This is a genomic window from Mycobacterium shunyiense (assembly GCF_058270075.1).
Genome location: NZ_JBZDPU010000040.1, coordinates 677977 through 690732, shown reverse-complemented (window position 1 = coordinate 690732; position 12756 = coordinate 677977). Strand labels below are relative to the sequence as shown.

Below are 12756 nucleotides of genomic sequence, written 5' to 3'. Positions count from 1 at the left end.
CCGGGGAGATCATGGACCGATGAAGCGGTGGGCGGCGGCGCTCGCGGTCGTGCTGACGGTGGCGCTCGCGATCATCTGGCTGACCGGCCGGCACTCGTCGGAATCCACGCACGAGGCAGTACCGACGCACCTCGGACCGGACGGGGTCCCCGACTTCGCCGCCTACCCCGCCGTCGATCCGACGCAGTATGTCCTGCGTGAAGGCCAGGGATTTCCGGTCCAGGGATTTCGCACCCCCGACGGCTTCGCCTGCATGACCACCCAGCACCGCGCGATGTACGCACTGGATTGCCGTGGCCCCTTCGTCGGAGCGCCCAACGATGCCAACCTGGCGCACCTGTTCAGTTACGGCACGACCAACGGCGCGATACCGATGAGCTTCACCCGTACCGCAGAGCCGCTCAGCCCGGTCGACGGCCTCACCGCGGACGAAGTACCGATGCTCCCGGCCGGCCAACGCTTCGACGCGGGCAATGCCACGTGCGTGCACACCGACGACATCCTGCTCGCCTGCCGGATGGCCGATCCCGTCAAAGGCAACGGGTTCATCGCGACGGCGACGGAGACGAAGTCCTTCGGCAGGGCCTGAACACGTCAGGATCGGCCCCGGTGACGTCAAGGAAACGTCAAGCTTGCTGACAGGTCCGCCGCCACGGCCCACGGTGGAGTCATGACCCTGCTGGACATCCTGCCCTCACTTCGCGACACCACCCGACCGCGGCTCGACCCGAACATCTGGCCACTGACGACGGGTGTCGACGAGTTGGGTCGGATCACTGTGGGCCGGGTGGCGCTGGCCGACATCGCCGACGAGTACCGCACTCCGGCCTATGTTCTGGACGAAACCGATTTCCGCACCCGTGCCCGACGCTACCGCGCCGCCCTCGGTCAGACCGAGGTGGTCTACGCCGGCAAGTCATTGTTGACCACGGCCGTCGCTCGCTGGGCCGCCGAGGAGGGCCTCGGAGTGGATGTCTGCTCTGCGGCCGAACTCGCGACAGCCCTGGCCGGCGGGGTCGACCCGGCGCGCATCGTGATGCACGGCAACGCGAAGTCGTGTGACGAGCTGCGCGATGCCATCGACGTCGGGGTGGGCCGGATCGTGATCGACTCGCCGATGGAGATCACCTACCTGGCCGGGTTGGTGCGCCGGCCCCAGCCGGTACTGATCCGGGTCACCCCCGACATCGACATCCACGGGCACCGGGCGGTCACCACGGGCGTGACCGATCAGAAGTTCGGCTTCGCTCTGGCCGACCGTCGGGCTGCCCGCGCCGCTGCCCGCATTCTGGCCACCCCGAATCTCGATCTGGTTGGCCTGCACTGCCATATCGGTTCGCAGATCACCGATCCCGCCCCCTTCGGAGTGGCGGTGCGGCGCCTGATCGGCGCCATGGCAGACATCCGTGCCGAACACGGCCTGGTGCTGACGGAGCTCAACATCGGTGGCGGCCACGGGGTTCCGTACGTCCGCGGGGAAGCGGCCCTCGACATCGGCGCGTTCGCCGCCGTCGTCGACGACGAGCTGACCGGGGCGTGCGCGGCCGAACGCTTTCCGCGGCCACGTCTGGTCGTCGAGCCCGGCCGGGCCATCAGTGCGCGAGCGGGGGTGACGCTGTACCGGGTTCACGGGGTGAAGACCCAGCCGGGCGGCCGCACGTTCGTCGCGGTGGACGGTGGCATGAGCGACAACCCGCGGGTCGCCCTGTATGGCGCGAAATACACTGTGGCCCTGGCGAATCGCCACCCGCTGGGACCGACGATGGTGGCCACGGTGGTGGGCCGCCATTGCGAGTCGGGCGACGAGATCGTGCGCGATGTGGAACTGCCCGCGGACATCCATGCCGGTGACCTGCTGGCCGTGGCCTGCACCGGCGCCTACCAACACAGCATGGCCTCGACCTACAACATGGTCGGGCGGCCTCCGGTGGTATCGGTGCGCGACGGCGCCGCGCGGATGCTGGTACGCCGGGAGACGACGGCGGATCTGCTATCGCGGGACTTGGGATGAGCGCTCGCGCGAAGACCCGGCAGCTACATTGAACCATCCTGCTCGACAACGTCTTTGATCCTGGCAAGCCGGCGTTCCCAGCCCGCCGCGATGCCGTCGAGCCGCCGCGCCACCTCACTGAGCCGAGCCCCCACCGTCTCGTACCTGATCTCCCTCCCGACCCGGGTGGCCACCACCAGGCCGACATCGGTGAGCACTCTCAGGTGTTTGGCGATGGCCTGGCGGCTGATCGGGAGCTCGTCTGCCAGCCCTGACGCCGACGCGGGCCGGCGCCCCAGGGCAACCAGAACCTGCCACCGACTGTCATCGGCAAGCGCAGCGAAAACCTCGACCGGCGAGGCGTTCTCAGGCATCGGCGGCGGCCCCCACCAGGTACTTCTGGGCGAGGGCGAGCTCAAGCGGCCAGCCGCCGCTGTGGTCGTCGAACCGGGAGCGGCGGTCGGCCTCGGGCTCGTTGAGCGAGGCGAACCCACTCTCGACAACCCGGAGCACCACGCCGGATGGTGCCGGGGTGATCCAGAATTCGACGAGGGTGGATGAGCTGTCGAGGTCATCGGCGTCGATGTGCCACCGGAAGGCTGCATAATGCGGCTCATCGAGTGTGACGGTTCGCAAGGCGAACTTCCCGTGTGTGGGGTCGGTGACGATCGCGACGTCGCCGTCACGATCGATCTGATGTTCGGTGATCCGTTCTTCGTTGATGTACCAACCGGGTTCGCTCACCAGTTCCCAAACGCGTTGCGCCGGTGCGTCGATGGCGATCTCGCGCTCGATGCGGTCGAAGTCCGTGGTCATGTCAGGGTTCCTCTCTTGGCGGAATTGCTGCAACCCAAGAGTTGCACATAAGTACCCGTTGCTGCAACCTCAAGGTTGCAGTTTGTACGAGCGAACCGCTGACCTACTCCTCGTGCAGGATCGGGTCGGACTCCAGATGCGTCAGCCCGTTCCACATCAGGTTGACCACATGCGCGGCCACCACTTCTTTCTTCGGCTCGCGGACGTCGAGCCACCACTGCGCGGTCATCGATACCGAACCGACCAGCGCCTGGGCGTACAGCGGCGCCAGGTCCGGGTCGAGCCCCCGACGGGAGAAATCCCCGGCCAGAATCGAGGACACCTGGTTGACCGCATCGTTGAGCAGCGTCGAGTACGTACCCGAGGTGATCGCCGCCGGCGAGTCCCGGATCAGGATGCGAAAACCGTCGGTGCGCTCCTCGACATAGGTCAGCAGCGCCAGCGCCACCCGCTCGACCCGCGTCCGCGACCGGTTGTTGGTCAGCGACGAGGTGATCCCGTCCAGCAGGGCCGACATCTCCCGGTCGACGACGACGGCATACAGACCTTCCTTGCCACCGAAGTGCTCGTAAACTACGGGCTTGGAGACATTGGCGCGCTGGGCGATCTCCTCGATCGACGTCCCCTCATAGCCCCGCTCGGCAAAGAGCGACTTGGCGATCTCAATGAGCTGTTGTCGCCGTTCACTGCCGGTCATCCGGGCCCGGGGGGCCCTGACTTCCTTGTCGGGTGCTGCCACGCATATCAGGCTAGACCGTTCGACTAGAGTCTCTTCCGAACATTCCGTCGTGGTGTAATCGGCAGCACCTCTGATTTTGGTTCAGATAGTTCAGGTTCGAGTCCTGGCGACGGAGCTCACGATCCCGGCGAGCGACCGCAAAATTACACAGTTGGCGGCGTGCCAGCACGGATGCTGGGGGCACCTCCCGCTTGCGGGGGAGGTCGCCCGGCAGAGAAGGGGATGATGGTGTCGACCACCGAAGCCGCAGTCGTCGTACTGGCAGCAGGTGCCGGGACCCGAATGCGCTCGGACACCCCCAAGGTGCTGCACACCCTGGCCGGCCGCAGCATGCTGAGCCACGCGGTCCACACCGTGGCCAACGCCGCCGCCCAGCATCTTGTCGTCGTTCTCGGCCACGACCGGGAGCGCATCGCCCCCGCGGTCGGCGAACTGGCCGACAAGCTGGGCCGCACCATCGACGTCGCCATCCAGGACCAGCAACTGGGCACCGGTCACGCCGTCGCCTGCGGCCTCAGCTCACTGCCCGACGAATTTGCCGGCACGGTCGTGGTGACCTCCGGCGACGTCCCACTACTCGATGCCGACACCCTGGCCGGGCTCATCGAAACCCACAGCGCCGCGACCGCCGCCGCCACCGTGGTGACCACCACCGTGCCCGACCCCACCGGCTACGGTCGCATCCTGCGCACCCAGGACAACGAGGTCATCGGCATCGTCGAGCAGGCCGACGCCACCGAGTCGCAACGGGCCATCCGGGAGATCAACGCCGGGGTGTACGCATTCGACATCGCCGACCTGCGCTCGGCGCTGAGCCGGTTGAGCTCGAACAACGCGCAGCAGGAGCTGTACCTGACGGACGTCATCGCGATCGTGCGCCAGGACGGCCGGACGGTACGGGCCATGCACGTCGACGACAGCGCCCTCGTCGCCGGCGTCAACGACCGGGTGCAGCTCTCCGATCTGGGCGCCGAACTCAACCGCCGCATCGTGGCCGGCCACCAGCGCGCCGGCGTGACGATCGTCGACCCCGCCACCACGTGGATCGACGTCGACGTGACCATCGGCCGCGACACCGTCGTCCGCCCCGGCACCCAGCTCCTGGGGACGACCGAGATCGGCGCCGGCTGCGAGATCGGCCCGGACTCCACCCTGACCGACGTCGAGGTGGGCGACGGCGCATCGGTCGTGCGCACGCACGCCCAGCTCGCCGTGATCGGCGCGGGCGCAACCGTCGGCCCCTTCGCCTATCTGCGCCCAGGCACGATCCTCGGAGCCGAATCGAAGCTCGGCGCGTTCGTCGAGTCGAAGAACTCGACCATCGGCACGGGCACCAAAGTGCCGCACCTGACCTACGTCGGCGATGCGGACATCGGCGACCACAGCAACATCGGGGCGTCCAGCGTCTTCGTCAACTACGACGGCGAGAACAAGCACCGGACCACCATCGGCTCCCATGTGCGCACCGGCTCCGACACGATGTTCATCGCGCCGGTCTCCGTCGGCGACGGTGCCTACACCGGCGCCGGCACCGTGCTCCGCGACGACGTCCCACCCGGCGCGTTGGCGGTGTCGGACAACGCCCAGCGCACCATCGAGGGCTGGGTCGAGCGCAAGCGCCCGGGCTCGGCCGCTGCCGAAGCCGCCCGCAAGGCCCGCGCCGCCGAAGACTGAGCACATCTGCGCCTCGGATCGCAGTCACTATCGAGCAGCAATCCGAGGCATAGGCGGTCGCCCGCGGACGCCTTGCTCCCCACCCAGCTCGGTGCCGTTGGGAAGTTTCGTGTTGGCAATCTGGTAACCCGGCTACGAACTACCAGAAACGCTACGTACGATTGCTCCGTATCGATCCCCAACCGCGAAGGCAGCGAAGTGGCCACGGACTGGACCGACAATCGAAAAAACCTGATGCTGTTCTCGGGGCGCGCGCATCCGGAGCTGGCGGAGCAGGTGGCCAAGGAGCTCGGGGTCGAGGTGACCGCGCAAACCGCGCGGGACTTCGCCAACGGCGAGATCTTCGTCCGGTTCGATGAATCTGTGCGTGGTTGCGACGCGTTCGTCCTGCAGAGCCACCCCGCACCGCTGAACCAGTGGCTCATGGAACAGCTCATCATGATCGACGCGCTCAAGCGCGGCAGCGCCAAGCGCATCACCGCGATCCTGCCGTTCTATCCCTACGCACGGCAGGACAAGAAGCACCGCGGCCGCGAGCCCATCTCGGCCCGCCTGGTCGCCGACCTGCTCAAGACCGCAGGTGCCGACCGCATCGTCTCGGTCGACCTGCACACCGATCAGATCCAGGGCTTTTTCGACGGTCCCGTCGACCACATGCGCGGTCAGTCACTGCTGTGCGGCTACATCGCCGACAAGTACGCCGGCACCGACATGGTGGTCGTCTCTCCCGACTCGGGCCGCGTGCGTGTCGCCGAGAAGTGGGCCGACTCCCTGGGCGGCGTCCCGCTGGCCTTCATCCACAAGACCCGTGACCCGCTGGTGCCCAACCAGGTCAAGGCCAACCGGGTCGTCGGTGACGTCAAGGGGCGGACCTGCATCCTCACCGACGACATGATCGACACCGGCGGCACCATCGCCGGCGCGGTCAAGCTGCTCCGCGAGGACGGCGCCAAAGACGTCATCATCGCCGCGACTCACGGCGTGCTCTCCGATCCGGCCGCCCAGCGCCTGGCTGACTGCGGTGCCCGCGAGGTGATCGTCACCAACACGCTGCCGATCACCGAGGACAAGCAGTTCCCGCAGCTGACCGTGCTGTCCATCGCCCCGCTGCTGGCCAGCACCATCCGCGCGGTGTTCGACAACGGTTCGGTCACCGGACTGTTCGACGGGTCGGCCTAGCGTGCCGGCACGGATCTACCACAACCCCAAGTGCTCCACCTCTCGTAAGACGCTGGATCTGTTGCGCGAGAACGGGATCGAGCCCGAGGTGGTGCAGTACCTGAAGACGCCGCCGACGCGTGACGAGATCGCCGCGCTGATCAAAGCTGCGGGGATCGACGTGCGCACCGCGGTGCGCAAACGTGAATCCCTGTACGCCGAACTGGGTTTGGCCGATGCGTCCGACGACGAACTGCTCGATGCGATGGCCCAGAACCCGATCCTGATCGAGCGCCCGTTCGTCGTCACCGACAACGGCACCCGGCTGGCCCGGCCGATCGATTCGGTGCGCGAGATTCTGTGAAGCGGCTGCTCGCCACGGCCGGCGCGCTGGCGGTGCTCGTCACCGGTTGCGGCGCCGAAACGCCTGATTACAAGTCGATCTGGACCACGAGCTCGACGACCCCCGCTGCCCCCGCCGACAACCAGCCGGTGCCGCTGTGGCAGTACCTGGAAGACTCCGGCGTGGTCGGTGAGCCCATCGCACCCGAGAAGATCCCGCATCTGACGGTGACCATGCCGAGCCCCCCGGGCTGGCATCCCTACAACAATCCGAACCTGGCCCCGGGCACCCGGATGATCGCCAAGGGCAACACCTACCCCACCGCGATGATGCTGGCGTTCACCTTGCACGGTGATTTCGATGTGCCCAAGGCTCTCAAAGACCACGGGTACGCCGATGCCCAGTTGTCGGAGAACTTCAAGCAGCTCAATGCTTCCGACGCAGACTGGAAGGGCTTCCCGTCGGCGATGATCGAGGGCAGCTACGACCTCAACGGCAAGCGCATGCAGAGCTACAACCGCGTCATCATCGCCAACGATGGGTTACAGCCCCCGCAGCGGTACCTCATCCAGCTGACCGTCACCACCTACGCCGACGAAGCTGCGGCACAGGGACCGGACATCGAATCGATCATCGCGGGCTTCAACATCGCGAAGAAGTGATCGGGCCGCCCGTAGGGTGGTCAGCATGAGTGGATGGACCAGCGCCGACCTGCCCTCGTTCTCCGGCCGCAGGGTGATCGTCACCGGCGCCAACAGCGGGCTGGGGCTCGTCACCGCCCGTGAGCTGGCCCGCGTCGGCGCCAAGGTGACCGTTGCCGTCCGCAACCTGGAAAAGGGCACCGCGGCCGCCGAGACGATGACCGGCGGGCAGGTGGAGGTGCGCAAACTCGACCTGCAGAACCTGGCCTCGGTCCGCGAGTTCGCCGACACTGTCGAAAGCGTCGACGTGCTGGTCAACAATGCCGGCATCATGGCGGTCCCGCTGAGCCGGACCGTCGACGGCTTCGAGAGCCAGATCGGCACCAATCACCTCGGGCATTTCGCGCTGACCAATCTGCTGCTGCCCAAGATCACCGACCGCGTGGTCACGGTGTCGTCGCTGATGCACCTTTTCGGGCAGGTCAATCTGCGGGATCTCAACTGGAAGTCCCGGCCGTACTCGGCCTGGCTGGCCTACGGGCAGTCCAAACTGGCCAACCTGATGTTCACCTCCGAGTTGCAGCGCCGCCTGACCGTGTCGGGATCGCAGGTGCGCGCACTGGCCGCTCACCCCGGCTATTCGGCCACCAACCTGCAGGGCCAGAGCGGCAACAAGTTCGGTGCCCGCATGATGGCCGTCGCCAACCGGGTATTCGCCAGCGAGCCGTCGTTCGGCGCCCGCCAGACGCTCTATGCGGTGTCCCAGGATGTTCCCGGCGACAGCTTCATCGGGCCGCGGTTCGGCCAGTTCGGCCCCAGCCAACCGGTGGGGCGCAGCCCGCTGGCCCGGCGGGTGGACACCCAGAAAGGGCTGTGGGACCTGTCCGAGCAGCTCACCGACACGGCATACCCGCTGTAAGGCCCAGCTCGGATTTTTGGTGGCGGCCCCGTCTTTGCTACCCTGACCTGGCGTCACGGCGAGGGTGGACCTTTGGGGCCACCGTTATCGGCGGGAACTTCTTCAAGTGTTGCGACCCTTGCCGTGCTGACGATCTGACCGCAGTACCGCAATTTAGAGGAGCAACATCATGGCCAAGACCGCCGCCAAGAACATCCCCAACAAGCTGACCGCGACGGTGCGCACCCGCACCGGCAAGGGCGCCTCACGCCAGGCCCGCCGCGACGGCAACGTGCCCACCGTTCTGTACGGCCACGGCACCGACCCCCAGCACCTGGAGATCAACGCCCGCGAGTTCGCCGCCGTGCTGCGCCACTCGGGCACCAACGCCGTGCTCACCCTCGACATCGAGGGCAAGGAGCAGCTGGCCCTGACCAAGGCGCTGGACATCCACCCGATCCGCCGCAACATCCAGCACGCCGACCTGCTCGTCGTGCGCCGTGGCGAGAAGGTCACCGTCGAGGTCACCGTCACCATCGAGGGCGACGCCGTCCCGGGCGCCCTGGTCACCCAGGACACCAACACCATCGAGATCGAGGCCGAGGCCCTGTCGATCCCCGAGCACCTGACCGTGTCGATCGAGGGCGTCGAGACCGGCACCCAGATCCTGGCCGGCCAGATCGAGCTGCCCGCCGGCGTTTCGCTGGTGTCGGATCCCGAGCTGCTCGTGGTCAACGTCGTCGAGGCCCCGAGCGCTGAGGACCTCGAGTCCGAGGGCGCCGGCGAGGCTGCCGCCGAGGCCCCGGCCGAGGAGCCGGCCGCCGAGGCTGCCGAAGCCGCCGAGTAAGTACCCCTTTCGATGGCCGAGCCGCTGCTGGTGGTGGGCCTGGGTAATCCCGGGCCCGCCTACGCCAAGACCCGGCACAATGTCGGGTTCATGGTGGCCGATGTACTGGCCGCCCGCATCGGCTCGGCCTTCAAGGTGCACAAGAAGTCCGGCGCCGAGGTGATCACCGGCAGGCTCGCAGGAGCCCCGGTGGTACTGGCCAAACCTCGGTGCTACATGAACGAGTCCGGCCGTCAGGTCGGGCCGTTGGCCAAGTTCTACTCGGTGCCGCCCGGCCGCATCGTGGTCATCCACGACGAACTCGACATCGACTTCGGCCGGATCCGGCTCAAGGTCGGAGGCGGCGAAGGCGGCCACAACGGATTACGGTCGGTGGCGTCGGCATTGGGCAGCAAGGACTTTCAGCGGGTCCGCATCGGAGTGGGCCGCCCGCCGGGCCGTAAGGATCCGGCGGCGTTCGTGCTGGAGGCCTTCACTGCCGCCGAACGCACCGAACTGCCGACGATCTGCGAGCAGGCCGCCGATGCCACCGAGCTGTTGATCGCCCAGGGCCTGGAGCCCGCCCAGAACACCGTTCACGCCTGGTGATTCGCTGCGCGCTTCCTCGCGCGAGCAGACGCAAACTTGCCCTTTTTCACACGAAAATGGGCAATTTTGCGTCTGCTCGCGGACGGACTGCACCGGCTACCAACGGAACGGCCTATCCAGAGTGAGCGTGCGCTCGGCCGGTGCATACCAGCCCTGCGCCGCATGCTGGTCGGTGTGCAGATAACACTGCGCCCTCACCTCGTGGCTACCCGGACGAAATGTCAGCAGCCGGCTGATCGGCAGGGTCGTGATCGGCATGTGATGGCGGCTCAGTGACGCCACATTCATGAAATAGGTTCCACCCCAGGCCTGCTCGACATGGGTTTTGCCGCCATACGAGTCATCGGGATTGGTGTGGGTATGCCCCGCCAGCCACAGCGCTACCGCCCCCGGATGTTCGGTGAGATACCGCTCGAAGGCCCCGGAATCCGGCTTGCCGCCAACCCAGTACAGGTAGGACGCGCCTTGCGGCGTCCCCTCCAGGAACGGCCGATGGTAGTGCTCATGGAGCTTCCCATCCGAATCCCGGCGCACCCCCTCCCACTCCCCCGATGCCACCGTGGTGTCCTTGAGGACGTAGTGGTGCACCGTGACGATGATCGAACCACGGTTCTGCTCAACCATGTTCGCCCACCACTCGAACGTCTCGGCGGACACCACTCCGCCGGGATTACCCCCGAGCGTGCCCCGACCGACCGTCTGCGACGGCTCGTTGCGGTCGCTCAGCATCAGGAACAGCAGGTTGCCCACCCGAAACGAGTACCGCTCCCAGGTCCCGCTGACGAGATAGGGCCGGGCCGTGGCGTCGACCCCGGAATGTGCGGTGTGCGCACCCAGCGGATCGATCCATTTCTGCCACCACCAGGCGTCGGGTTCGGAAAGACCACTGCGATCGTGATTCCCGCACACCGAGTACACGTCCTCGCGCCGGTGCTTGCGCATCACCGACAGCTGCCTGCGGACCTCCCGCCCCTCGGCGTCATCGGGCAGGCTGTGATGCGCGCCGGACATGTCTCCGACGTCTACCGCGATGTCCCAGTCGAACGGCGGACCGCCCTCGGCGCCACCGTATTCCGACTGCCGGATGGCGTCGGCCAGGCTCTCCCGATCGAACTGGTTGTCGGTGCCCACGTGAGCGTCGCCGAACGCCCAGAGCCGGAACTCACCCTGCTTCGCCATCGTCGCGACAGATTAGCGCCACGGTCCAGCGACGTCTGGTGTTGCGCTCAGGCGGATTTCAACTGCCGTCGAGCGCGCGGATTCCACTGGCGACCACCTGCACGGTCTTGTGCGGAAACCGTTTCTCGGCGTGAGCCTTGGCTGCCGAGTTCGGCAGCACGTACAGCGTTTCCCGTTTCTCCTGCAGAGGTTTGAGCACGCGGTCCATGAACTCCTTGCGGTCGTCGAGGTAGGGTTCGATCACGTCCTCCCCCGCTGGGCAGACCGCCAGGCAGTAGGCCGCCTTGTAATTGGCTTTGAAGGACAGGCTCTGCCACATCGATGCGTTCTCCGAATCACTGACCCGGGAGCGGAAGTCGGCGGCGTCGGCACTGTCGGCGATGGTTTGCGCCCAGTCGGTGAACCCACCCATGAACTCGCGATAGTTGTGCACCGAGCAGGCGGCGAAGTCGAACTCGCCGTCCTTCCCGATGGCGCCGACCGGGCAGGCCGCCACACACAGCTTGCATTCCAGGCACGGCGAATAATCCAGCGGCTCACCGTAACTGTTGATCGGTGAGCCCACCAGAATGGTGGCCAACAGGATGAAGTTTCCGAACCTGGGGTGGATGACGTTGCGATGGATGCCCATCACTCCCAACCCCGAGGCGACCGCGACGGGTTTGTGTGCCACCACCCAGATCCGCCCCGGGTATCTGTCCATCTCCATCGGGAAGGTGGCCGATGGGTTCACCGCGCGATGGCCGACGTCTTCGAGTACCCGGGTGATCCGGTGAGCGGCCTCGTTGATGATCTCGCCGCTGCGGTGGAACTCCTGGTTGGCCACGCTGCGAGTGGACGACCGGACGTTGTCGCGGTTCATCTTGACCACCAGCGAGATGTAGCTGCGCACCCCGGGCAGCGCAGCCTCGACATGTTCGCGCTCGGAGGCCAGAGCGGGATCATCCACCGCGGCGAAGGCAACGTCGTCGGCTCCGGCGTCCAGACACAGTTGCCGCAGCCAGTCCGCGTCGATCACGTCGGGCACCACTGCGTCGGCGCGGGCGCGCACCGCGCGCACAGTCGGGTGATCGGCCAGGCGGGGTGAAAGCTTCGGCTCCATGCAGCTGAGTATAGATAACTATACCCAGAGTGCAAGGATCCGTCGTCGCGCCGTAAAGAAACCGTTTGGGCTCGGTCCGAGCGCGTGCGCAGCGGGTACACCCGAGATATGGACGGCATTCGGCTACTGACCCCACTGCTCGACGGCTCCCGGGTATGGGGTTGCGTGCAGATCCGGCCCGGCCGTTTCGGCATCACCTACTACCGGCTGGTGGTCTACCCGCCGGGCCTGAGCACCGCAGAGCGCCGGTTGGTCCGACTCGCCCGCGGCTGGCCACTATGGGGAATGCTCGTGTGGTTGCTGTGCGAGCTCTGGCTGAGCGGGCAGATGTCACCCTGGCCTGCGTTCGGTGTGGCCACCGCGGTCTACTGCGCCACCGGCGCCATCACACTCGGCCTGTCCGGCAGCGCCTTCCACCGGGTGCGGACACTGTGCGCCACGACGATGGCCGGCTACGACGATCCAGGACCGCAGAGTGCCCGGGAGCGCCTGGTCGTGCTCGCCGCGACACTCCTGCAAGCCGATGAACGCCGCGACCGCGGTGAGCTCGCCGCGGTCGATCACGAGCTGATCTGGTGGCAGGTCTACAACCGGATCGGCACCGACCACGCTGCAAACACCAAGCAGGCCAGCTGATGTCGGACATGCTCGAAGTGATGTCGATGATGGCGGCACCGGCCGCGATGCTGTTGATGTTGCGCGGCTACGTAATTCGGCAGAACCGGCTCGCCGATACGGCTGAGCGCACGGTGCACGCGTCGACTCCATAAACGCCGCGAGC

16 protein-coding genes and 1 tRNA gene are annotated in these 12756 nt (G+C 66.8%); 12 read left to right on the top strand and 5 right to left on the bottom strand.

The annotated features are described in order from the left end of the window. Positions 1-19 precede the first annotated feature (19 nt). Both AC4ELH_RS33925 and lysA read left to right on the top strand, forming a co-directional pair. Complete coding sequence (locus AC4ELH_RS33925; protein WP_498889251.1) at positions 20-589, top strand: hypothetical protein; 570 nt, start codon at positions 20-22, stop codon at positions 587-589. Positions 590-670: 81 nt separating this feature from the next. After that, positions 671-2011, top strand: a complete 1341-nt coding sequence (lysA, locus tag AC4ELH_RS33920) for a diaminopimelate decarboxylase (protein ID WP_498889249.1) — start codon at positions 671-673, stop codon at positions 2009-2011. A 23-nt stretch (positions 2012-2034) separates the two neighbouring features. On the opposite strand, the gene AC4ELH_RS33915 is transcribed toward lysA, so the two are convergent. From AC4ELH_RS33915 to AC4ELH_RS33905, 3 genes are all read right to left on the bottom strand, one after another. Next, on the bottom strand, positions 2035-2364 hold the full coding sequence (locus AC4ELH_RS33915) for an ArsR/SmtB family transcription factor (protein WP_498889247.1): 330 nt from the start codon (positions 2362-2364) through the stop codon (positions 2035-2037). Next, positions 2357-2806: an SRPBCC domain-containing protein gene (locus AC4ELH_RS33910; protein ID WP_498889245.1), complete on the bottom strand. Its 450-nt coding sequence runs from the start codon at positions 2804-2806 to the stop codon at positions 2357-2359. The genes AC4ELH_RS33915 and AC4ELH_RS33910 overlap by 8 nt, the downstream gene beginning before the upstream one ends. 103 nt (positions 2807-2909) lie before the next feature. Beyond that, positions 2910-3503: a TetR/AcrR family transcriptional regulator gene (locus AC4ELH_RS33905; RefSeq protein WP_064887098.1), complete on the bottom strand. Its 594-nt coding sequence runs from the start codon at positions 3501-3503 to the stop codon at positions 2910-2912. 85 nt (positions 3504-3588) lie between these two features. On the opposite strand from AC4ELH_RS33905, the gene AC4ELH_RS33900 reads away from it, so the two are divergent. From AC4ELH_RS33900 to pth, 8 genes are all read left to right on the top strand, one after another. Further along, positions 3589-3660 (top strand) — tRNA-Gln (locus AC4ELH_RS33900). A 110-nt stretch (positions 3661-3770) separates the two neighbouring features. Next, a complete protein-coding gene (glmU, locus tag AC4ELH_RS33895) occupies positions 3771-5219 on the top strand; it encodes a bifunctional UDP-N-acetylglucosamine diphosphorylase/glucosamine-1-phosphate N-acetyltransferase GlmU (RefSeq protein ID WP_498889243.1) in 1449 nt (482 codons plus the stop codon). A gap of 198 nt (positions 5220-5417) precedes the next feature. Further along, the gene (locus AC4ELH_RS33890) at positions 5418-6398 is read left to right on the top strand and encodes a ribose-phosphate diphosphokinase (protein ID WP_448442051.1); all 981 of its coding nucleotides are present in this window, start codon (positions 5418-5420) and stop codon (positions 6396-6398) included. A 1-nt stretch (position 6399) separates the two neighbouring features. After that, a complete protein-coding gene (arsC, locus tag AC4ELH_RS33885; protein WP_064887096.1) occupies positions 6400-6741 on the top strand; it encodes an arsenate reductase (glutaredoxin) in 342 nt (113 codons plus the stop codon). After that, positions 6738-7382: an LpqN/LpqT family lipoprotein gene (locus AC4ELH_RS33880; protein WP_498889240.1), complete on the top strand. Its 645-nt coding sequence runs from the start codon at positions 6738-6740 to the stop codon at positions 7380-7382. The genes arsC and AC4ELH_RS33880 overlap by 4 nt, the downstream gene beginning before the upstream one ends. Before the next feature lie 25 nt (positions 7383-7407). Next, the gene (locus tag AC4ELH_RS33875; RefSeq protein WP_448442048.1) at positions 7408-8280 is read left to right on the top strand and encodes an oxidoreductase; all 873 of its coding nucleotides are present in this window, start codon (positions 7408-7410) and stop codon (positions 8278-8280) included. 169 nt (positions 8281-8449) lie between these two features. Next, the gene (locus tag AC4ELH_RS33870; RefSeq protein ID WP_064959731.1) at positions 8450-9106 is read left to right on the top strand and encodes a 50S ribosomal protein L25/general stress protein Ctc; all 657 of its coding nucleotides are present in this window, start codon (positions 8450-8452) and stop codon (positions 9104-9106) included. 12 nt (positions 9107-9118) lie between these two features. Beyond that, complete coding sequence (gene pth / locus AC4ELH_RS33865; protein WP_064931770.1) at positions 9119-9694, top strand: aminoacyl-tRNA hydrolase; 576 nt, start codon at positions 9119-9121, stop codon at positions 9692-9694. A 96-nt stretch (positions 9695-9790) separates the two neighbouring features. Here the strand turns inward: pth and AC4ELH_RS33860 are convergent, their stop codons facing one another. Both AC4ELH_RS33860 and AC4ELH_RS33855 read right to left on the bottom strand, forming a co-directional pair. Further along, on the bottom strand, positions 9791-10873 hold the full coding sequence (locus AC4ELH_RS33860; RefSeq protein WP_448442046.1) for a hypothetical protein: 1083 nt from the start codon (positions 10871-10873) through the stop codon (positions 9791-9793). 58 nt (positions 10874-10931) lie between these two features. Continuing rightward, a complete protein-coding gene (locus tag AC4ELH_RS33855; RefSeq protein ID WP_448442044.1) occupies positions 10932-11975 on the bottom strand; it encodes a 4Fe-4S binding protein in 1044 nt (347 codons plus the stop codon). Between the two features lie 108 nt (positions 11976-12083). On the opposite strand from AC4ELH_RS33855, the gene AC4ELH_RS33850 reads away from it, so the two are divergent. Both AC4ELH_RS33850 and AC4ELH_RS33845 read left to right on the top strand, forming a co-directional pair. After that, complete coding sequence (locus AC4ELH_RS33850; protein WP_448442042.1) at positions 12084-12611, top strand: DUF6611 family protein; 528 nt, start codon at positions 12084-12086, stop codon at positions 12609-12611. Then, positions 12611-12745, top strand: coding sequence for a hypothetical protein (locus AC4ELH_RS33845; RefSeq protein ID WP_448442040.1), 135 nt, complete (start codon positions 12611-12613; stop codon positions 12743-12745). Before AC4ELH_RS33850 ends, AC4ELH_RS33845 begins: the two co-directional genes overlap by 1 nt. The last annotated feature ends 11 nt before the right edge of the window (positions 12746-12756 follow it).

What these genes read in the sequence shown, in the direction of transcription:
- AC4ELH_RS33910 (WP_498889245.1), bottom strand. Translation starts at nt 2,806, where the DNA reads ATGACCACGGACTTCGACCGCATCGAGCGCGAGATCGCCATCGACGCA.
- AC4ELH_RS33925 (WP_498889251.1), top strand. Translation starts at nt 20, where the DNA reads ATGAAGCGGTGGGCGGCGGCGCTCGCGGTCGTGCTGACGGTGGCGCTC.
- glmU (WP_498889243.1), top strand. Translation starts at nt 3,771, where the DNA reads ATGGTGTCGACCACCGAAGCCGCAGTCGTCGTACTGGCAGCAGGTGCC.
- lysA (WP_498889249.1), top strand. Translation starts at nt 671, where the DNA reads ATGACCCTGCTGGACATCCTGCCCTCACTTCGCGACACCACCCGACCG.
- AC4ELH_RS33915 (WP_498889247.1), bottom strand. Translation starts at nt 2,364, where the DNA reads ATGCCTGAGAACGCCTCGCCGGTCGAGGTTTTCGCTGCGCTTGCCGAT.
- AC4ELH_RS33845 (WP_448442040.1), top strand. Translation starts at nt 12,611, where the DNA reads ATGTCGGACATGCTCGAAGTGATGTCGATGATGGCGGCACCGGCCGCG.
- AC4ELH_RS33870 (WP_064959731.1), top strand. Translation starts at nt 8,450, where the DNA reads ATGGCCAAGACCGCCGCCAAGAACATCCCCAACAAGCTGACCGCGACG.
- AC4ELH_RS33860 (WP_448442046.1), bottom strand. Translation starts at nt 10,873, where the DNA reads ATGGCGAAGCAGGGTGAGTTCCGGCTCTGGGCGTTCGGCGACGCTCAC.
- AC4ELH_RS33905 (WP_064887098.1), bottom strand. Translation starts at nt 3,503, where the DNA reads ATGACCGGCAGTGAACGGCGACAACAGCTCATTGAGATCGCCAAGTCG.
- pth (WP_064931770.1), top strand. Translation starts at nt 9,119, where the DNA reads ATGGCCGAGCCGCTGCTGGTGGTGGGCCTGGGTAATCCCGGGCCCGCC.
- AC4ELH_RS33875 (WP_448442048.1), top strand. Translation starts at nt 7,408, where the DNA reads ATGAGTGGATGGACCAGCGCCGACCTGCCCTCGTTCTCCGGCCGCAGG.
- AC4ELH_RS33855 (WP_448442044.1), bottom strand. Translation starts at nt 11,975, where the DNA reads ATGGAGCCGAAGCTTTCACCCCGCCTGGCCGATCACCCGACTGTGCGC.
- AC4ELH_RS33850 (WP_448442042.1), top strand. Translation starts at nt 12,084, where the DNA reads ATGGACGGCATTCGGCTACTGACCCCACTGCTCGACGGCTCCCGGGTA.